This window comes from Acrocarpospora macrocephala (genome assembly GCF_009687865.1).
Taxonomy (GTDB): domain Bacteria; phylum Actinomycetota; class Actinomycetes; order Streptosporangiales; family Streptosporangiaceae; genus Acrocarpospora; species Acrocarpospora macrocephala.
The window spans coordinates 42,238-60,988 of record NZ_BLAE01000015.1 but is presented as its reverse complement, the minus strand read 5'-3'; the positions used below and the strand labels follow the sequence as shown (position 1 = coordinate 60,988).

Here is an 18,751-nt window from a genome sequence, read left to right as displayed (position 1 = left end):
GGGTTTGTACCCGCGTATGTCTGGGCGGAGGTCCCTCGCGTCTTGGAAGATCGCGAGGGACTTCTCGCCGCGGGACCTCGACCTGGAACGCGCTGAACGCCACTGCTCGCCGACGAGAGCATCGCGCTCGTCCCAAGTCCGAACGAAACGACGGCGCACCAGTCCCGTTCGAACGCGTGCGCCGGCATCGTGTGGGCGGTCCGTGATCGCTAGGCCGGACCGAGTAACCGGAAATTCCAGGTTGGCCGACCGGCTCCGCGACGGCCCTGGCCGCACGTAGCTGAGGCGTTGTCACGGCGGACCCGCCGTCTCGCGGGGAGGCAGGGATGACCCCGGGCCACCGCGAAGCCCCACATCGTTGATCACCATTCGTCTAGGCGTGGTGTTAGAGTGGCGAAACATTGATTGCGCCGATCAATCTTGACCCGTTCACTTGTTGGTAACACCATATGTTTCCAGGCCCGGTGAGTGGCACTAAGGCCCGAATTCAAACGAGGCCGTCCAGGCGGATTTTATGCCGCTCACCGGAATGCGGCCGCAAATTGGCTGAGCACTGGAAGGAAAGATCAGTTATATGAAGTCATCAATCAATCGCATCAAAAATAGCGTCGTGTCCCGATCTTCGAAGGCGCTTCCGGTTGTTCTTCTCGGAATCGTGGCGGTGACCTCCTGCGGCGTACCCGACAGCACAGCTGCCAATCCGGACAATTACCCCTCCAAGAAACTTCAGTGGCTCGTCCCATACGGCTCCAGCAGCGGCGCCGACCTCATGGTCCGGACGATGGTCAATATCATCAACAAGTACGGCAAATATCCGCAGCCCATGGAGGTCGACAACGTCGAGGGCGGAAGCGGTGCGACCGGCTACACGAAGCTCTACCAGAGCGCGGGAAATCCGTACGTGCTCAGCCCGACCGTAAGCAGCACGATCACGGTTCCACTGCAGGCCGACACCGTGTGGAGCATCACCGACTTCACGCCGGTCGCACTGATGGGACGGGACGACTACGTCCTTGCGGTCAAACGTGACTCCCCCTACAAGACGCTTGACGACTTCCTCTCCGCGGCCCGTAAGTCAGCCCTTTCCGTGGGTGGCACGAGTAAGGTCTCCGCAGCATTCATTTTTACCCAGGAGTTGTGCGGCGCGGCCGGATGCAAGACCAACTTCGTCCCCTTCGAAACGTCAGGAACGCTGACCACCGGCTTGCTGTCGGACAGCCTCGAAGCGATAGTGACAAACCCCGGTGAAATCAGCGGGCAATTGCGATCCGGTGATATCCGGGCGCTTGTCTTCGGCGGACCACGTCGCCTACCTCAAATCCCGGACGTCCCCACCGTCACCGAAGCCGGCTATGGTGCCGTCGACGCCTACGCTCCCCGCGGAATCGTGCTGCCGCCGAAGACTGACCCGAAGGTGCAGACCTATTGGGTCGACATGATGAAATTCATCGCGCAGACGCCGGAATGGAAGGAATACCTGTCGGCCAGATTTGTGACATCGGAACAGGCCTACGCCGCTGACTTCGGCACCCGAATCACCGAGTTGAAGACGACCTACCAGACCGTTCTCACAAAGGCGGGGGTGCTCTGAGATGGCGGCGCCGGAAACGGACCCGGTGCGGCGGATAGGGCCGTCACGCCGCCGTCTGCGGGCGATCTTCCCCGGGGTGGTCCTTGCCGTCGCGGTGACCTACACGCTGCTCAGTACGACGCTTGTTTTCTGGGCTGACGACCAGCCTGGCGCGGGTTTCTTCCCGCTCATTCTCGGTGTGCTCTTCTCGGCTTTCGCGCTGGCCGGCCTGGTCAAGGAACTGCTCCGAGCCCGCTCGGACCAGTCCGCCGGGCAGGAAGCTTCCGGCACGGCGCGCGTCCACGCCAGGGACTGCGCCGTACTGGCCGCGCTCGCCCTCGGCTATATCGTCCTGTTCTTCACCGCCGGCGTTCTCATCGCCACGATCCTGTTCTGCGTCGCCGCGGTGATGTTCCTGGTCAGCGAACGACGGATCAGGTCGATACTGATCGTCCTGCCGATCCCGATCGTGATCGTGTTCGGGCTCAACGCCCTGACGAACGGCGCCTTGATCTCCTTCTAGGCTCGCGGCCGCCGCACCGAGCCGAACTTCGATTCCACCGCCCGCGCGGTTCCTTAGGATCCACATGTCTAACCTTCTGCACGGCTTCTCCGACGTGCTGACCTGGGCCAATCTCGGCTACCTCGCCATCGGTGTGATGGTGGGCATGATGATCGGGCTGATCCCGGGCCTCGGCTCGATCGCCGGAATGGTCCTGCTCTTTCCGCTGGCGTTCACACTTGACCCGCTCCCGGCCATCGCCATGCTGGCGGCCGTCTACTACGGGGCGATGTACGGCGGCAGCGTCAGCGCCATTCTCATCAACATGCCCGGCCACGACAACGCGGTGGCATCCTCCTTCGACGGCTACCCGATGGCCGCACGCGGCCGCGCAGGGCAGGCACTGGTCATCCACGCCGTGACCTCGTTCCTCGGCGGCACGCTCGGCCTCGTACTGCTGTGCCTCCTCGCGCCGATCGGGTCGCGTCTGGCCGGCTCACTCGGACCGCCCGAGTTCTTCATGCTGGTGATCCTGGCACTCGCGCTGATGACCGGAATCGTGGGGGACGACAAGATCAAAGGCCTGCTCTCGGCGCTCTTCGGCTTCGCCATCGCCACCGTCGGGATCGACCTCGTCACCGGGCAGTCGCGCTTCACCTTCGGTAACCCGCTCCTGCTCGGCGGAATCGACATGGTCCCGGTGACGGTCGGCCTTTTCGCCATCGGCGAGGTGCTCTACTCGATCTACACCGGCCAGCACCGCAAAGGGCCTGAGGCGGCAGCCGCGCTTCCGAAGCTGACCTTCCGCCCAAGCAGGGAGGAGGTCGAATCCTCGCGGTTCGCCACCCTGCGCGGGACGCTCATCGGCTTCGCGCTCGGCGCCATGCCCGGGGCCGGCGCGACCGTCGCGTCGTTGAGCGCCTACTCGATCGAGAAGTCCGTATCGAAGCGTCCGGAGCGCTTCGGAAAGGGTGCGGTCGAGGGGCTCGCCGCGCCGGAGGCAGCGCATAACGCCGCGACGTCAGGCGCGATGATGCCGCTGCTGAGCCTCGGGATTCCAGGTTCGGCCGCGACCGCGGTCCTGCTCAGCGCGTTCCTGGTGGTTGGGCTACAGCCTGGCCCGCTGCTGATGCGAGAGAACCCCGAGTTCGCCTGGGGGGTGATCGCGAGCATGTACCTGGGCAACGTGGTCCTGCTGATCATCTGTATCGCCGGTATTCCGCTGCTTGCCCGGGTGGTCCGGGTGCACTTCAAGTACATCGGGCCGATCGTCGTCGTCATCGCCACCGTCGGCGCCTACCTTTCGCATACCAGCGTGGCCGACGTCTTGATCATGTACGTGTTCGGCGTCATCGGCTTCTTCATGCGTGTCAACGGCTACTCGCCGGCTCTTACGGTGATCGCCATGGTGCTCGGCCCGCTGGCGGAGTCGGCGATCCGCCAGTCCCTGCTCATCTCCAGCGGATCCCTGCTGATCTTTGTCGAACGGCCCTTCAGTCTCATCGTGGTGATCGTCGTGCTCGCCATCCTGGTCCTCCAGTTGATCATGCCCGCACTGCGCAGGCGACGCCACCGCACCTCTGACGACGGACCGGCGGGACCGGCGGAACAACCCATCGTGATGTCGGCCAACTAGCCGTCGCGCAGTCGGCAACGGACTTTCTGGAGATGAATTGACGAAGAAGAATGCCGGTGCCGCCATGGTGGAAGCCATGGCCGCACACGGGGTGCGGCGTTGTTACACAGTGCCCGGCGAGAGTTTTCTGCCGCTCCTGGAGGCAGCGGACAATCATGACGAGATCCAGCTGATCTCCACCCGGCACGAGTCGGGGGCGTCGTTCATGGCGGAGGCGGACGCAAGACTCACCGGGGCACCCGCGGTCGCGATGGCGACCCGCGGGCCCGGTGCCTGCAACCTGTCGATCGGCGTGCACACCGCGCACGAGGGTTCCACCGCGATGCTGGTGGTCCTTGGCGACGTCGAGACCGACCTGAGCTATCGCGGCGCGTTCCAAGAGGTCGATCTCGCCACGATGTACGCTCCGATCACCAAGATGGCCCTGCGGGCCACCCGGGGGGACCGGCTCGACGAGCTGACCTCGTACGCGCTTCGCGTCGCGACGTCCGGCTGCCCGGGGCCGGTGGCGATCACCGTCCCGCAGGACGTGTTGGACGCCGAATTCGCGACGATCAGCTCGCTGCCCGTGCCGGCCACATCCCCGGGTGCCCCGGATCCGGAATCCATGTCCGCACTGGCCGCCAGGCTCCGGCAGGCGCACGCGCCGGTGGCCATCGTGGGCGAAGGCGCCGTGGCCTGCCGCGACGACCTCGTCGGGTTCGCCGCGGAGTTCGGGGTAGGGGTTTACACCGGGTTCCGGCGTCAAGATGCCTTTCCCAACAACCACCCCAACTACCTGGGCCACCTCGGTCTGGCGCCGGTCCCCAGCACCTTGGCGGCCCTGCGGAGCGCCGATGTCGTCCTCGTGCTAGGAACCCGGCTGACCGAGGTGACCAGCCAGCGGTTCACGCTCCCAGCGCCGACCAGCTACGTCTGCCAGGTCGACACCGAGCCGGCCACGCTGGCCGCCCATGCCGCGCTCGATCTCGCCGTGGTCGCGGACGTCGGGCAGACGGTGCGGGCGCTCCGGCGCCTCGGCGGACCGGCGACGCCGCGCGACTGGGACGTGGAGCGGTCGGCGTTCGTGGCGTCCACCCGCCCCGCGCCGAGCCGGGCGTCGGTGGGTCTGGATCCGGTGGAGGTCGTCGCGACCATGACGGCGGTGTTGCCACGCGACACCATTGTGGCCAGCGACGCGGGCAATTTCGCCGCATCTCTGCATCGCTTCTGGACCTTCGATCACCCGCGCAGCCAGCTCGCGCCGACGAACGGCGCGATGGGGTACGCGGTGCCGGCCGGCGTCGCCGGTGCGCTGGCGACGACCGGCCGGCACGTGATCAGCGTCGTGGGCGACGGTGGTTTTCTGATGACCGGCCAGGAGATCGAAACAGCGGTCCGTGAGAACCTGTCGCTCACCGTGCTCGTGATGCGAAACGGCCTCCACGGGACCATCGCCATGCATCAGGCGCTGCGGGGCGTCAAGCCCGCAGCGACCGCGATCGGCGACGTCGATCTGTCGCAGTACGCCCGCGCCTTCGGGGCCAGAGGCATCCGCGTGGACGACGGCGGCGCGCTCGCTGACGCGTTGCGGCTCGGCCACCACGAGGGCGGGGTCACGATCATCGACGCCGTCCTCGACCCCGACCTGATCACGCCGGCCGCCCGGCTGTCGGAGCTTCGCGACCTGCGGGCCTCGTGATGGCAGCCGAGTTCACCGGCACCGATGCGTCCGAAGGAGACGACTTCACCTTGAACACAGCGGCTTTCCCGGACGGGGCCCTCAGCGGGGTCCGCGTCCTCGACTGCACCCAGATCCTGTCCGGTCCGTACGCCGGAGCCCTGCTGGGCGACCTTGGGGCAGATGTGATCAAGGTCGAGCGCCCCCGCGGCGGCGATGACGTGCGCAGCGCCGGCACCGTCTCCATCGCGGGATCCTCTCCGCAGTTCCACGCGGTGAACCGGAACAAGCGCAGTCTGGCACTGGACATCCGCACCGGCGACGGCCGTACCCTGTTCCTCGACCTTGTCGCGGGGGCGGACGTGGTCCTGGAGAACTTCCGGCCTGGGGTGATGGACAGGCTCGGCCTGGGCTACAACGCGCTGAAGGCACGGAACCCGGGAATCATCTACTGCTCGATCACCGGGTTCGGCGAGGACGGCCCGTCGAGCGACCGCCCCGGCTTCGACCTCGTGGCCCAGGGCGCCACAGGACTGATGAGCATGACCGGCTCCGAGGACGGCGAACTGGCCAAGATCGGAGTCCCGCTGACCGATCTCGGTGCCGGGATGCTGGCCTGTATCGCCATCCTCTCCGCCCTGCATGAGCGGACCCGTACCGGCCTGGGCCAACGGGTGGCGACGTCGCTCCTGCGTGCCGGGCTCGCCTTCACCGTCACCGAGACCGCATACCTGTGGGCGACTGGGCAAGTGGCCAACCCGAACGGCTCCGCGCACCGTGTGCTGGCCCCGTACCAGCTGGTCAGAGCTGGCGACGGCCCGATGTTGCTCGCGTGCGGCAACGACCGCTCCTTCGCCCGCCTGTGCACGACGATCGGCAAGCCCGAGCTGATCGCGGACGAGCGTTTCCGCGACAACGGGGGCAGGGTCGCGCACCGCCGCGAGCTGATCTCCGCTCTTGAGGACGTGCTGATCACGAAGAGCGCGGCGGAGTGGATCGACGCGCTGAACCGTGCGGGTTGCCCCTGCGGTCCGGTGAACACCATCGCCGAGGCCCTGGAGGATCCGCAGGCCATCCACTCGAAGCTCACCACGCATGCCGACCACCCGGTTGCCGGCCCGATCCGGCAACTCGCCCCACCGTTCACCATGGACCGGACCCCGGCTCGGGTCCGCGTCGGCGCTCCTGACCTGGGCCAGCACTCGAGGGCGATCCTCGGCTCTCTCGGTCTGGGCGCGAAGGAGATCGATCAGCTGATCGCCGACGGCACCGTCCACGCGGCGGACTGAGCTCCGCGAACAAACGACAAGAGACGAGCAGGAAGGATCCCCACCTGTGAACACCCCGACGGCCATTCCGGCCGAAAGCAAGGTCCACCACTACGACGACTTCACGATCGGCCAGGAGTTCGTGGCCGAGTTCGAGCTCACCCCAGAGCGCTACCGCGACGTCATTCGCATTCTCGCCTACACCGCACCGGTCGCCGTCGACTCCGAGGCCGCCCGGGCGAGCGGGCACGAGCAGGCGGTGATGCCGCCGGCGTATGCCGCCGCCTACCAGTTCGTCGCGGCGGTCCCTGGCGTGCTGCTGCCTCCCGGCGGGGTGTACGCCAAGCAGGAGCTCCGGATGCAGGGACCGTGCTACGTCGGCGACACCCTGACCACCCGGACCACCGTGCACGCCAAGTACGAGAAGCGCGGGCGCCTGTACGTGGTCATGGACTCGCAGACCACCAGGAACGTCGGGAGCCCGGTCATCTGGGGACGCCGGACCCGTATCTGGCCGAGCTGAAGGATTTCACTATGGCCGTCACCGCAGACACAACGACGAACGAGAGCGAGGCCGAGACCGTGATCGAGGGAACGTCCCGCGAGATCACCCAGGACCTGATGGTCGAGTACACCGACACGCTGGGTTTCCGGAACCCGATCCACTACAGCGGCGACTTCGCCGGAAAGAGCGAGTACGGCGGGCCGATCGCCTCCGGCCCCTTCGCCCTGGCCCTTGTCGACGATCTGTTGCTTCGCCATTTTCCCCGCTCCTGGCTGACCAGCGGCGCTCTTTCCGTCGCCTACCTCGCCCCGGTCAGGCCGGGTGCCACGATCACCGGACGCGTCGAGGTCACGGGGCTGGCGAAGAGCGCGCCCGGCAGCCGGGTCCAGCTCGCGGTCAGCTGCGTGACGGGGGAGGGCACCGTCGTCATGGCCGGCACGGCCTCCGTCGACGTGCTCTGAGACGGGAGCGTTGGCCGTGCATCGAAGTTATCTCTACGCGCCGGGACATTCGGCGAAGCTGCTCGGGAAGGTCTTCGACTGCGGCGCGGACGCGGTCATCCTCGACCTGGAGGACGCGGTCCCGCCGGAGCGCAAGGCCGAGGCGCGCAAGCTCGTCGCCGAGGTGCTCGGGCGCCGCCCCGCGTACGTCCGCATCAACGCGGTGCGGACCGAGCAGGCCGAGCGGGACCTCGAAGCCATTGGTGGTCTCTGCGCGGACATCAAGGTCCCCAAGGTCGAGTCGGCCGAGGATCTGGCCTGGGTCGCCGCCCGCGCGCCGGACGCTCGGCTCCACCCGATCCTGGAGAGCGCACGTGGCGTGCTGGCCGCTCGGGAGATCGCGGCGGCGCCCGGCGTCGCGGGGCTCTCGATGGGTATCCAGGACCTGAGCAGGGATCTGAGGTCGGGAACGGGCTGGGAGTCCATGCTCCTGGCGCGAAGCCAGGTCGTCATGGCGTCGAGCGCGGCCGGGGCCGTGCCCCCCGTCGACAGCGCCTTCGCGGCCATCCGGGATCTGGACGCGCTGCGCCGGGAGGCCGTCGCGGCCCGCGAACTGGGGTTCTTCGGCAAGGTGGCCGTCCACCCCGGTCAGGTCGACGTCATCAACGAGGTCTTCACCCCGTCCGAGTCGCAACTCGCGCACGCCCGCGAGATCGTACGGGCCTTCGACGCGGCCGGTCAGGCGGCCACCCGGACGCCCGCCGGTGACTTCGTCGACGCGCCCGTCGCGGAGCGAGCCCGCAACCTGCTCAGGCTCGGCCGTGCCACACCGGCCTGAGCCTGCGATGGGGGTCGAGGCGTGACGACGTATGATTCGGTCATGTCGGAGCCGGCCGAGGGCGAGCTCACCAGCAGGGACCTGCTCCGGGTCTATCTGGACGCGGTAACTCTGATCGAGCCGTTCCAGTACGAATTGGAGCAGCGCGCCAACATCACCTTGGTTCAGGCTCGGATGCTGCGCCGACTTCGGCACGGCCCCCGGACTCAGACCCAGCTCGGCCAGGGTATGGGCCTTTCGCCGTCCTCCGTCAGCAGGCTGGTCGACCGGCTCGTCGCCGAGGGTCTGGTCGTTCGCGGGAGAAGCGGCGGCGACGCCCGTCAGATCCTGGTCCGCGTCACTCCCAAGGGCCAGTCGCTGTTCGCGACGATGCGCGTGCTTCAGGGCACGGTAATCGAGCGAGCCGCCGCCGACATGCCGGGCGACCGGCGCAGACTCCTCCACGAGACTCTTCGCGAATTCGTCGACCGCGTCAAGGCGTACGGCGAGATCTAAGCCCCGCTCACCGGCGAGAACATGCTGGTCAACGGTGGCATAAGCATGCTAAATTTACTTGTCGTCATGACAAGTAAATTGAGATCGACTTCGATTTACTGACAGGAAGTGACGCCAATGGGCATGACGATGACCGAGAAGATCCTCGCGAGTTCCGCGGGGGTGCAGGAAGTCAGAGCCGGCGACACGGTGACGGTGGACGTGGAGACCATCGTGATGCTCGACTCCACGTTCCAGCCGGCCAGGCTTTCCGAAGAGCGCTGGGACGACGTGATCAGTGTCCGGCATCCCGAGCGGATCGCCATCGTCCTCGATCATCTGGTACCCGCGAACACCGAGATGACGGCGCAAGCCCACCGTCTCGCCAGGCAGTTCGCCGCCCGCTTCGGAATCACACGACTACACGACGTCGGCGCGGACCAGGGCATCTCCCATGTCATCGTCGCCGAGAACGGCTACGCCATCCCGGGAACCGTGCTGGTCAACAGTGACTCCCACGCCTGCGCTCTCGGCGCGTTCAACTGCGCCGCGATCGCGGTCGGGCGACCTGACATGGTCTACACCGCGGTGACGGGACAGACCTGGTTCGTCGCCGGTGAAACCGTACGCTATGACCTGCACGGCAGCCTCCGCCCCGGAGTCTCCGCCAAGGACGTCTTCTTGATGATCGCGGGCCGCTGGGGCGCGCACACCGGCCAGAACATCGAATACGGCGGGCCCGGTATCGCGTCACTGAACATGAACGCCCGCAGGACGATCGCGACGATGGGCACGGAGCTCTCGGCCAATTTCAGCGTCTTCGAACCGGACGACCTGATGCTCGGCTACCTCGCCGAGCGGAATCCCGGGGCCGTGCCCCGTCCGACGATGCCGGACCCCGATGCCCGCTACGTGGCGCGCCGTGAGATCGACCTCGGCGCCGTGGAACCGCTCGTCGCCCTGCCGGACGGGGTGCTCAACCAGACGGTGGCGATCGCCGAGGTCGAGGGCCGCAGGATCGACCAGGCGTTCATCGGGTCCTGCGCCAACGGCATGCTCGACGACCTCGAGGCCGCCGCGCAGGTGCTGCGTGGCCGCAAGGTCGCGCCGGGCACCCGCCTGATCGTCACTCCAGGGAGCCAGGCGGTCTACCTCGCGGCCGTGCGTTCGGGGATCGTCGAGGTTCTGATGGATGCCGGAGCGATTGTGACCCCGGCGACCTGCGGCGCGTGCTTCGGTGGCAACCTCGGCGTCCTGGCCCCGGACGAGGTCTGCATCACCGCCAGCACCCGCAACTTCAAGGGGCGGATGGGCGCGTCGAGCGCGCAGATCTACATGGCGTCTCCGGCGACCGTCGCCGCGTCGGCCATCGAGGGGCGTATCGCGCGCGCCTCCGGCTACTTCGAGAGGGACTGAAACATGGCCAGGGCTCAGTTCACCGCCCGCACCTGGGTGTTCGGCGACAACATGGACACTGATCTGATGCTGCCGGGACCCTACCTCTGGCGGTCCCCAGCGGACCGCGCGAAAGTGGTCTTCTCCGCCAATCGCCCCGGCTGGGTGGACGAGGTCAAGCAGGGCGACGCGCTCGTCGCGGGACACAACTTCGGAATCGGCTCGTCCCGCCCGGCCGCGCTCTCCCTCCGCACGTGCGGGATCGGCGTGGTCGTCGCCGAATCGATCAACACGCTCTTTCACCGTACCGCCATGAACTTCGGCCTCCCCGCGTTCGAGTGTCCTGGCATCTCCAGCCTGGTCCAGGAAGGCGACTCGATCACCGTGGACATCGATGACTGGACCGTGACCAACCATCGTGACGGCAACGTCCTTCCGGTGACTCCGGCGGCGGACACCCCCCTTGAGATCATGCTCGGCGGGGGCGTCATCGAGTTGCTTGAGCGCCGCGGCCTCATCGCCCCCCGCGCCGCGGCGAGCTGACCCGGACCTCCCGTTCGATTGGAACGCGGCCAGCCCCGCTGACTCGATATGGAGGAGGGAGTCGCAGTGGCGAAGACGATCGACGGTGAGTGGCTGACCATGGAGGAGACGTGCCAGCGGCTCGGCATCAAGCGAGAAACGGTCTATTCGTACGTGAGCCGTGGCCGCCTGCGCAGCCGCAGGTCCACCAGTGGCCGGGGCAGCGAGGTGCGCGCCGACGACGTGGAGCACCTCGCCAGCCTCACGGCCTGGCGGCGCTCGTACATCCCCCGGCCGGTGGAGTCCGCGATCACACTGATCAAGAACGGCTGCCTCTACTACCGCAGCCATGAGGTCTCGACCTTGGTCCGCGACTCCTCATTCGAACAGGTTGCGCTCACCTTGTGGGACGACGAGGAGAACGAGAGCGCAGGGCCCTGGGAGGCGGACGCCGATCTGGTGGAAAAGTGCCGCGCGGCGGCCCGCGTGCTGCCGGCGGACGCGACTCCGCTCGATCGTCTCCGGATGACCGCCGCCTGTGCGGGCTCGATGCTGAAGCCGCCTCGGGGTGAAGGCTGGTCCGCCGACAGCCGCCGCTATGCGGCCGAGTTCCTGACCACCGCCGTACGCGCGCTGCCTCATGCGTCCGGCAAGGGGCCGGGTGACGAGAGCCGGTTCGCGTCCATGCTGTGGTCGCGCCTCAGCTCCCGCGAGCCGACTCCGGCGGTGGTCGGAGTCCTGGACGCCGCCCTCATCCTGCTCGCCGACCATGATCTTCCGGAGTCGACGCGGGTCGTCCGTATGGCGGCCCGGGCCGGCGTCGGTATCTCCGGCATCGTCCGCCTCGGTCTCGACATCAACGGCGGCCCCGTCAAGAGCGCGACGGTCCTGGGGCTGTCGGCGCTGCTGGACGGCGCCCGGTCCGCGGCCGACCCCTATCGCCCGCGCACGGGGGAGCCTGTCCCCGGTTTCGGTCACGCGTCCTACCCGGACGGCGACCCACGGGCCCGGATTCTCCTGAACCTGCTCACCGGCGTCGACCCCGACGCTCTGGACCCCGTGAACTCAGCGTTGCACCGCGCACCGCTTTCGAGCCTGCCGCCCCCGAACATCGGATTCGTCCTGACCGTACTGGCGAACGTCGGCCAGATGGTGCCGGGCGCGGCCGAGGCGATCTTCGCAATCGCCCGATCTACCGGATGGATCGCACACGCCGGTGAGGAATACGCCCAAAACCCCGTCCGCGGCATCTACCACTCCGTCTACTGCCCACGCTGACGACCAGCGCGTCAGCGCCTGTCACATCTCCCTGCATGACCTCTGCGACGAACGCTATGCGGCCGCATCGTCTACTGCAAGGACGCCGATCGGATGGGCTCGTATGAGCACATCCGGTTCACGTTCCTGGGGTATGAGTTCCGGCCCCGGCTGGCCAAGAACAAGTACGGCAAGCACTTCGTGTCGTTCTTGCCCGCGGTCAGCACGCAGGCGATGAAGGCGATGGGAGCGGTGGTCCGCTCCTGGCATCTGTCCCGGCGCAGTGACAAGTCTCTGGACGACCTTGCCCGTATGTTCAACAGCATCGTGCAGGGGTGGATCAACTATTACGGGCGCTTCTACCGGTCCCGGTTGCTCTCCTTCCTCCGGCACCTCAACACCCTCCTGGTGGGCTGGGCGTGCCGGAAATACAAGCGGCTCAAACGCCGGGAACGGCGCGCGATGGTATGGCTGGCCGAGATCGCTCGGCGATCTCCCCGCCTGTTCGCGCACTGGCGACTCGACGCGCGTCCTGACGGCTGGGCGATGGGAGCCGGATAAGCCGAGAGGTTTACGTCCGGTTCTGCGAGAGGCCGGGGGTTTCCCCAGAGTTCGGGCGAACTGAAGGTTCCTCGGGATGAACCCGAGGGTCTTCATGCTCTATGGGCCGTTCTGACCCTTGGGTTCGCGGGAACCGGCGGGATCGTGCTGTTCGGCGGTGGTTTCCAGGAGCTGTCGGGCGATGGTTGCGTAGCGGATGGCGGTGGTGTCGTCGATCCCGAACACGGCGGCCAGGTGGAGGGGGTCGCCGTTGTGGGTGAGGGCTTCCTCGAGTTGCCGGTCGACCCGGAGCGCTTCCAGGGTGGCGGTGAGACCGCGGCAGCTCTCGGTCAGCCAGTTCTCGCTGACGGCCCGGGTGGCCATGGCGGTCTGCTGGTTGATGATCAGGTGCGGGTTGGCGGTGCCGGGCCAGCGAAGACTGCGGTGCTGCAGCCAGGCCAGGAGCAGGGTGCGGGTCAGGTCGTCGAGCGGACGGGCTCGACCGGTTAGGGTCAGCCGCCGGTTGCCGAGGTCGACGTCATCAAGATGCAGTTCCCGGATGGTCTTGGGCCGGGCTGCGTGGACGGCGGCCAAGGCCAGAGCGAGACGGGCCGCAGGGGTGAGGGCGGCGGCCGTGGCTTGGTCGATCTCCTCGGGTCGCAGCGGCTGGATGAGAATCAGGGGGCGCTGGCCGTCGTGGACGCCTCGGGTCGGATCGCGGAAGATCCTGCCGGTCTTCTTGCAGTGGCCGAACAGCGATCGCAGGGCCGTGAGGGTCTGGCGGCGCCGGGTCGAGGGCAGGAACTCGGTGGCCGCGACCACGTCGGTGGCGGTGACCTCACGCAAGTGCAGGTAGTCCTGTCCGGCCCAGTCCAGCAGCAGCGGGTGGACCCGGTTGAGGTTCATGCGGACGGTGTGTTCGTTGCGGGGGCGGCTGCGAGGTCCGCCCTTGCTGCGGGTGAGCAGCCAGTGCTCGACATCGGCGGCCATCGGCGAGGGCAGGAGTTGCAGCCGTTCCCGCCTCAGGGCGGCGAAGGAAGAGATCCGGTCGTCGTCCAGGAGCCCGGCAAGGTCCAGGATCTGGGCGGTGCGGGTGACGCTCAGGTCCCGGGAGTGCAAGGTCGCCGACAACCCGCTCCAGGCGATCAGGTCTCCGGCCTGGTGGTCGGCGAGCACGACGGCCAGCGCCCGGCCGGTCTCGATGACGATCCGGCTGTTCCAGCCGCGGGTCTCGGCGAGTTCGGCTGCGATGCGCCTGGTCTGCGACAGGGCGTCGTTGACGATGGTGGCGGCGACCCAATGCCGTGCGTCGAAATGCCGGGACTCACCGGGAGCACGCAGCTCCAGCTGCGTCCCGATAGCCGGGTCGAGGATCAGAGCGGGTTCGGCCGCCGAGATCTGGGGGGCCGGGCCGGTGTTGCCGAGGCGGTTCATTCCGGCCAAGGACAGCTGCCAGCAGCCGGCAGGCTTGAAGTCCTCTAGGGCGAGTCTGCGTCCGCCGGTCGCGGTGAGGCCGGCCTGCAGCCAGCACAGACGGCAGTACCCCTTCTTGATCGCGATGATCCGATCGCAGCCTTCGCATTCGCGGGAGCGGTAACGGCGGACGAAGTCGTAGCAGGCCCGGCAGTAGGACTGCGATCCATAGGAGAATCCCCAGGAAAAGCAGCCCGGGCAGCTGCCGATCGGAGTGTCGGCGCGGATCCGTCCAGCCATCAGGCGGGCGGAAGGGAGCGTCGGTCACGGCGTTGCGGCGTAACCGGTGGCCTAGGCCTGCCGGCAGATGGGGAGGAGCCCGTCTGTTCTCCGACGTCGCCCAGGCCGGGCCGGTCTTCGGCCTGGGCGATCTGGACCGGTTCAGCGATCAGTAGCTCCTGCACCCCGCAGCCCACCACGGCGCAGATGACGTCCAGGTCCTGGAGTTTGATGCTGGCCGGGCTGCCCGACCACAGGCCGGACATCTTCCCGGCACTGATCACCAGGCCCGCCTCGGCGAGCATTCGCTGCAACTCGCTGGCCTTCCAGATGCCGCGTTGAGCGGCGGCCAGCCGCAGGTTCCACTTCACGGGCTGAGCCCTTTCAAACGAGTCGCCGCCCGCTGCTGCCCCGCGATCCAGGCGTCCTCGACATGCGTGGCATGGACGTGGATGTAATTCATGGTCGTGGCGACCCAGGCATGGCCGAGGGTCTCTTGGATCGCGACCAGATCCATCCCGCCCAGATAGAGCTGCGAGGCGCAGAAATGCCGCAAGACGTGCGGCGTCACCCGGTCCGGCCAGTCCGGCAGATGCCTCACCGCCGCCGCGGCCAGCGCGGCCCGCAATGTCTCATTGCCGACCCGGGCCGCGCTCCCGTCAGCGTCGCGACGCTCGGAACAAAACAGCGGGGCGCCATGCCGGGCGTGATCGTCGTCGAAGCAGGACCACACGTCCTGGACGAACCAGCGCAGCGTCGCCCCCGCATTGTTGATCAATGGCACCATGCGTTCACGGGGCCCGGACCCGCGGGCTCCTTTGCCCTTGCGGACATGCAGTTTCCCGAACCGGCCCAGCTCCCACTTCACGTCGTTCAGGTCGAGATGGCTGGCCTCGTTGACCCGCAGCCCGACCTCGGCCATCAGCCGGGCCGCCGCGTAATTACGGGCCGCCGGCCCGTACTTCCGGCAGGTCGCCAGCTCTTGGCGCCATCCGGCGAACAGCAACTCCACCTGCGCCGCCGAGGGCGGGATCCGTAACGCCGCCCGGCCGGCACCCCGAGGCCGGTTCATCTCATCGATCGGGCATTGCACGACTCGGCCGGTCAGTTGATGGATCTCGATCTTGTGGCGGATCTCCAAGAACAGAAAGTACGTGCGGAGTGCCTGCGAACGGGCCAGCCGGGTGCCCTTGGCCGTCGCCCGCAATACCTTCCCGAAGTATCGGTCGGCGTCAGCGGGCTCCATCTCCCACAACGGCCGACCGAACCACGCCCTCACCTGCTCTAGGTGCAGCGCGTCCGAGCGGATCGTCGTATCCGCCATGCCCGCCGCCGCCCGGGCCAGCACGAACCCGGCCAGCACATCGGTCTCGAACGCCGCCAGCACCTGCGGCCCTGCCGGGGCACGCACCTCACGCAGATCCCGCACGACCGCCAGGCTCAACCGGGCCCCCTCGTCTTCACCGATCCAGCAAGACCGGCAACCCAGACGATAGGACCTCAGGAATCCCGAGATCTCTTCAGAGGACAAAACCAGCATGACTCGGACAAGAACCCCCTGCTCCAGGGGCTCGACAGGCTGGAGCGACCCCAGGGAACTCAGAGGTTATTTATTAGTGCGATTCCCCCGGCCTACTCTCCTCGCGATCATGGTGTGTGGTGCCAAAGCTCACGCGGACGCACTGTGGGAAGAGGTCGCCGATGTGCTCGCCCCGCTGGGGTTGCGGCTGTCGGAGTCCAAGACCCGTGTGGTCCACCCTGGACTGCGCATAGGACCGGCACGTCAGTGGGCTCGCGTCGCCGAGCACGAGATCCCGCAGGTACTTACTGATCGGGTCAACCTCGGTGCCATTGGCGTCGACGACCAGGTAGGGCATGGAGGGACGATCCCCTGCCCGAACCTCGCCGATGGGGGGCAGGTCGATACGCCCCTCCAACAGAGCCATGCGTACGTCGTCCAAAGACTGCTCTCCTCTCCTGGTATCCCTGTGAGGAGTGGGACAGAAGTGCAGTAACAGGGAGTGGGAGTGTTCGCGCTGTTCCACTTCTCCACGACCTGGAGACCGCCATGGATCTCGCGGCGCAGACCGGGGCCGGCGTCTGCCGCGAACACCCGGCCGGCGCCCGCCTCCCCGGCTGCCGTGGAGCATCATGCGGATGCGAGCCGATTCCCGGTTGCGACCAACGCGACTCACGCCAGCGGATATCCTGGTTCTACAACCTCGAGCTAAAGGAAACTCGCACGGTGACACAGTCGCGCACGCAGGGTGGGGACGATCGAACCGCCTTCCGCCGATCGCCCCCGTCGTCGTCGCCCCCTGAGGGTTCGGCGGATGCCGCCCTTGTGCCCGCCGCGTCCGAGGACGCCGCCAGGGACTGGCGTTCCCGGGTTGTCAACCGATCTCTCGGCCTCGCCGCCGACAAGGCCGTGCAGCGCGGCCAGGCGTTCATCAGCGCGGCGAGCCGGCTCATCCGCGGGGGCGACGCCAAGGACCTCACGATGCAGAAGGTGGCCGCCGAGGCGGGTCTGTCGCTGCGCGTGCTGTACCAGCACTTCGCTAGCAAGGACGACCTGCTGGTGGCGCTCGTAGAAGAAGCGGAACGGACCTTCACGCAGTTGATGAGGCAGCGCGTCGAGCAGTACACCGAGCCGCTCGACCGGCTGGGCGCGGCGCTCTACTTCGCGACCGACAAGCGGCTGCACACCGACGAGGGCTTCAACCGCGCGATGGCGTCCTACACCATGCAGGCCGCCGTCGTCTCACCCGAACAGCTCGGTCGGGCGCGGCGTCCGGTGACCCAGTTCTTCGCCGAGCTGATCGACAAGGTGATGCGAGCCGGCCTCGCCAGGGCCGATGACCCCGAGAACGCAGCGGTCAACCTCCTCCTGACGTACGTGAACTACCAGACGAACATCTACCTCGGGAACTTCATGGGTGGTCCGTTGCCCTCCAGCGAGAGCTTGATCCGCTTCTGCCTGGCGGGGCTCGGCGTCGAGGTCGAGGAAGGCTGGAACGAGCGGTTCCGGCTGAGCGAGGAGGATATCGTGCCCTACAAGGAGAAGGTCGAACGCTACACGAGCCGTCCTCGGAAACGCCGGGCCGACTGAGTTCGTCAAGAACGCCGCAGGCAGCTTCCGGACAGTGAGGACGGGCGCGACACCACTCGTCGCGTCCGTCCTCCGCCGTCAGCCGACCCGGTGGCTCCAGTTCCGTGCGTCCCGGACTACCTGGGAGAAGGGCTTGGTCGAGTCGAAACTGGGCTCCCGGGGCAGGCCGAGGACTCGTTCACCGATGCCGTTGCGCTGCATCTCGTTGGTGCCCGCGGCGATGGAGCTCACCCGGCCGTTGAGGTAGCCGGCCGATGTCGCCGCGCCCAGTTCGTCGTCCTCCCGCCAGAGCAGCCCGAGCGGTCCGGCGATCTCCACGGCGAGACGGGCCCGGATCGGCCCGAGGGTGCCCGACGCCAGCTTGCCGTAGGCGGCGATCGCCGGCTGCGGCTTGCTGGACGTCCGCAGGAGGGCGGAGATCCGCTTGCCGAGGTGGTATTGCGCGTAGTCGTTGACGTGCGCGCGGGCGATGGCCTGCCGGGCGACGGGATCGTCGGCACGTCCGGCCTGGCGGGCGGCCGCGACCAGGTCGGAGGCGAGGATCCGGGGTTCGATCGGTGCGGATCCGGACGAGCCGGCCCCTCGCTCGTAGACCAGCATGGTCTGGGCGACCGTCCACCCCTGGTCGACCTCGCCGATGACGTCGTCGTCGGTCAGCACGACGTTGTCGAGGAACTCCTCGCAGAACCCCGTGCTCCCGGTGATCTGTTTGATGGGCCGCACGAGCACTCCCGGAGCGTTCGTCGGTACGGCGAACCACGTCAGACCGACGTGCTTGGGGACATCCCAGTTGGTGCGGGCCAGGCACATGGCGTAGTCCGCGTGGTGGGCCCCGGTGCTCCAGATCTTGGCGCCGTTCAGCACCCAGCGGTCGTTCTCGCGGCCGGCCCGGGTCCGGATGCCCGCCAGGTCGGATCCCGCGTCGGGCTCGGAGTAGAACTGGCACCATAGCTCCTCGCCGGCCAGCATCTTCGGGATGTGGCGCCGCAGGAACTCAGGGGTGCAGTGCGCGAGCAGGGAGCGGCCGATCGCGGTGAACATCACGTGGCCGGCGCCGCCGAAATCCGGGGTGATATAGCCCGCGGCCTCCTCGCGGAACACCTGCTCGTGCGCCGGAGTGAGGCCGCGTCCTCCGTACTCCGCGGGGTAGGAGATTCCGGCGAATCCCGCCTCGAAGAACTTGCGCTGGAGAACCCGGCTCTCGGCGATCTCCTCGGGGGTCCTGTCGTCGGACCCGGCCGCTCGGGCGTCGGACTGCGGCCGGCGTTCGAGGTTGGCGCGAATCCACGTCCGGGCCTCACCCCGGAACTCATCGAGGTCGACCATATGCTTTGTCATCTCCG

18 protein-coding genes are annotated in these 18,751 nt (G+C 67.5%); 14 read left to right on the top strand and 4 right to left on the bottom strand.

The window, feature by feature from the left end; translation table 11 throughout:
- Positions 1-574 precede the first annotated feature (574 nt).
- The 13 genes from Amac_RS14755 (at position 575) to Amac_RS14695 (ending at position 12,628) form a co-directional block, all read left to right on the top strand.
- Entirely contained in the window at positions 575-1,591 is a 1,017-nt protein-coding gene (locus Amac_RS14755; protein WP_155354937.1) for a Bug family tripartite tricarboxylate transporter substrate binding protein, read from the top strand.
- A gap of 1 nt (position 1,592) precedes the next feature.
- Positions 1,593-2,093: a tripartite tricarboxylate transporter TctB family protein gene (locus Amac_RS14750; protein WP_155354936.1), complete on the top strand. Its 501-nt coding sequence runs from the start codon at positions 1,593-1,595 to the stop codon at positions 2,091-2,093.
- A gap of 64 nt (positions 2,094-2,157) precedes the next feature.
- Entirely contained in the window at positions 2,158-3,708 is a 1,551-nt protein-coding gene (locus Amac_RS14745; RefSeq protein ID WP_155354935.1) for a tripartite tricarboxylate transporter permease, read from the top strand.
- 37 nt (positions 3,709-3,745) lie between these two features.
- Complete coding sequence (locus Amac_RS14740; RefSeq protein ID WP_281356287.1) at positions 3,746-5,389, top strand: thiamine pyrophosphate-binding protein; 1,644 nt, start codon at positions 3,746-3,748, stop codon at positions 5,387-5,389.
- A complete protein-coding gene (locus Amac_RS14735) occupies positions 5,389-6,657 on the top strand; it encodes a CaiB/BaiF CoA transferase family protein (protein ID WP_155354934.1) in 1,269 nt (422 codons plus the stop codon). Before Amac_RS14740 ends, Amac_RS14735 begins: the two co-directional genes overlap by 1 nt.
- 46 nt (positions 6,658-6,703) lie before the next feature.
- Positions 6,704-7,159 (top strand): MaoC family dehydratase, encoded by a 456-nt coding sequence (locus tag Amac_RS14730; RefSeq protein ID WP_155354933.1) that lies wholly within the window; start codon positions 6,704-6,706, stop codon positions 7,157-7,159.
- An 11-nt stretch (positions 7,160-7,170) separates the two neighbouring features.
- A complete protein-coding gene (locus tag Amac_RS14725) occupies positions 7,171-7,602 on the top strand; it encodes a MaoC family dehydratase (RefSeq protein ID WP_155354932.1) in 432 nt (143 codons plus the stop codon).
- A 16-nt stretch (positions 7,603-7,618) separates the two neighbouring features.
- On the top strand, positions 7,619-8,419 hold the full coding sequence (locus Amac_RS14720; RefSeq protein WP_155354931.1) for an HpcH/HpaI aldolase/citrate lyase family protein: 801 nt from the start codon (positions 7,619-7,621) through the stop codon (positions 8,417-8,419).
- A gap of 42 nt (positions 8,420-8,461) precedes the next feature.
- A complete protein-coding gene (locus Amac_RS14715) occupies positions 8,462-8,914 on the top strand; it encodes a MarR family winged helix-turn-helix transcriptional regulator (RefSeq protein ID WP_155354930.1) in 453 nt (150 codons plus the stop codon).
- 123 nt (positions 8,915-9,037) lie between these two features.
- Entirely contained in the window at positions 9,038-10,309 is a 1,272-nt protein-coding gene (locus Amac_RS14710; protein WP_218041082.1) for a 3-isopropylmalate dehydratase large subunit, read from the top strand.
- 3 nt (positions 10,310-10,312) lie between these two features.
- A complete protein-coding gene (locus tag Amac_RS14705; protein WP_155354928.1) occupies positions 10,313-10,831 on the top strand; it encodes a LeuD/DmdB family oxidoreductase small subunit in 519 nt (172 codons plus the stop codon).
- A 66-nt stretch (positions 10,832-10,897) separates the two neighbouring features.
- Positions 10,898-12,088 (top strand): citrate/2-methylcitrate synthase, encoded by a 1,191-nt coding sequence (locus Amac_RS14700; protein WP_170322482.1) that lies wholly within the window; start codon positions 10,898-10,900, stop codon positions 12,086-12,088.
- A gap of 93 nt (positions 12,089-12,181) precedes the next feature.
- Positions 12,182-12,628, top strand: coding sequence for a group II intron maturase-specific domain-containing protein (locus Amac_RS14695; RefSeq protein ID WP_218041081.1), 447 nt, complete (start codon positions 12,182-12,184; stop codon positions 12,626-12,628).
- A 99-nt stretch (positions 12,629-12,727) separates the two neighbouring features.
- On the opposite strand, the gene Amac_RS14690 is transcribed toward Amac_RS14695, so the two are convergent.
- Genes Amac_RS14690 through Amac_RS14680 form a run of 3 tightly spaced genes read right to left on the bottom strand, consistent with a single transcriptional unit; the run spans position 12,728 to position 15,728 of the window.
- Complete coding sequence (locus tag Amac_RS14690; protein ID WP_155354926.1) at positions 12,728-14,320, bottom strand: site-specific integrase; 1,593 nt, start codon at positions 14,318-14,320, stop codon at positions 12,728-12,730.
- Positions 14,320-14,670, bottom strand: coding sequence for a helix-turn-helix domain-containing protein (locus Amac_RS14685; protein WP_155354925.1), 351 nt, complete (start codon positions 14,668-14,670; stop codon positions 14,320-14,322). The genes Amac_RS14690 and Amac_RS14685 overlap by 1 nt, the downstream gene beginning before the upstream one ends.
- On the bottom strand, positions 14,667-15,728 hold the full coding sequence (locus Amac_RS14680; RefSeq protein WP_218041080.1) for a tyrosine-type recombinase/integrase: 1,062 nt from the start codon (positions 15,726-15,728) through the stop codon (positions 14,667-14,669). Before Amac_RS14680 ends, Amac_RS14685 begins: the two co-directional genes overlap by 4 nt.
- A gap of 639 nt (positions 15,729-16,367) precedes the next feature.
- Between Amac_RS14680 and Amac_RS14675 the strand changes: the two genes are divergently transcribed.
- Positions 16,368-17,408 (top strand): TetR/AcrR family transcriptional regulator, encoded by a 1,041-nt coding sequence (locus Amac_RS14675; protein ID WP_155354923.1) that lies wholly within the window; start codon positions 16,368-16,370, stop codon positions 17,406-17,408.
- Between the two features lie 78 nt (positions 17,409-17,486).
- Here Amac_RS14675 and Amac_RS14670 read toward each other — a convergent pair whose 3' ends face one another.
- Positions 17,487-18,746: an acyl-CoA dehydrogenase family protein gene (locus Amac_RS14670; protein WP_218041079.1), complete on the bottom strand. Its 1,260-nt coding sequence runs from the start codon at positions 18,744-18,746 to the stop codon at positions 17,487-17,489.
- Positions 18,747-18,751 lie beyond the last annotated feature (5 nt).

What these genes read in the sequence shown, in the direction of transcription:
- Amac_RS14755 (WP_155354937.1), top strand. Translation starts at nt 575, where the DNA reads ATGAAGTCATCAATCAATCGCATCAAAAATAGCGTCGTGTCCCGATCT.
- Amac_RS14750 (WP_155354936.1), top strand. Translation starts at nt 1,593, where the DNA reads ATGGCGGCGCCGGAAACGGACCCGGTGCGGCGGATAGGGCCGTCACGC.
- Amac_RS14745 (WP_155354935.1), top strand. Translation starts at nt 2,158, where the DNA reads ATGTCTAACCTTCTGCACGGCTTCTCCGACGTGCTGACCTGGGCCAAT.
- Amac_RS14735 (WP_155354934.1), top strand. Translation starts at nt 5,389, where the DNA reads ATGGCAGCCGAGTTCACCGGCACCGATGCGTCCGAAGGAGACGACTTC.
- Amac_RS14725 (WP_155354932.1), top strand. Translation starts at nt 7,171, where the DNA reads ATGGCCGTCACCGCAGACACAACGACGAACGAGAGCGAGGCCGAGACC.
- Amac_RS14715 (WP_155354930.1), top strand. Translation starts at nt 8,462, where the DNA reads ATGTCGGAGCCGGCCGAGGGCGAGCTCACCAGCAGGGACCTGCTCCGG.
- Amac_RS14710 (WP_218041082.1), top strand. Translation starts at nt 9,038, where the DNA reads ATGACGATGACCGAGAAGATCCTCGCGAGTTCCGCGGGGGTGCAGGAA.
- Amac_RS14705 (WP_155354928.1), top strand. Translation starts at nt 10,313, where the DNA reads ATGGCCAGGGCTCAGTTCACCGCCCGCACCTGGGTGTTCGGCGACAAC.
- Amac_RS14695 (WP_218041081.1), top strand. Translation starts at nt 12,182, where the DNA reads ATGGGCTCGTATGAGCACATCCGGTTCACGTTCCTGGGGTATGAGTTC.
- Amac_RS14690 (WP_155354926.1), bottom strand. Translation starts at nt 14,320, where the DNA reads ATGGCTGGACGGATCCGCGCCGACACTCCGATCGGCAGCTGCCCGGGC.
- Amac_RS14675 (WP_155354923.1), top strand. Translation starts at nt 16,368, where the DNA reads ATGGATCTCGCGGCGCAGACCGGGGCCGGCGTCTGCCGCGAACACCCG.
- Amac_RS14670 (WP_218041079.1), bottom strand. Translation starts at nt 18,746, where the DNA reads ATGACAAAGCATATGGTCGACCTCGATGAGTTCCGGGGTGAGGCCCGG.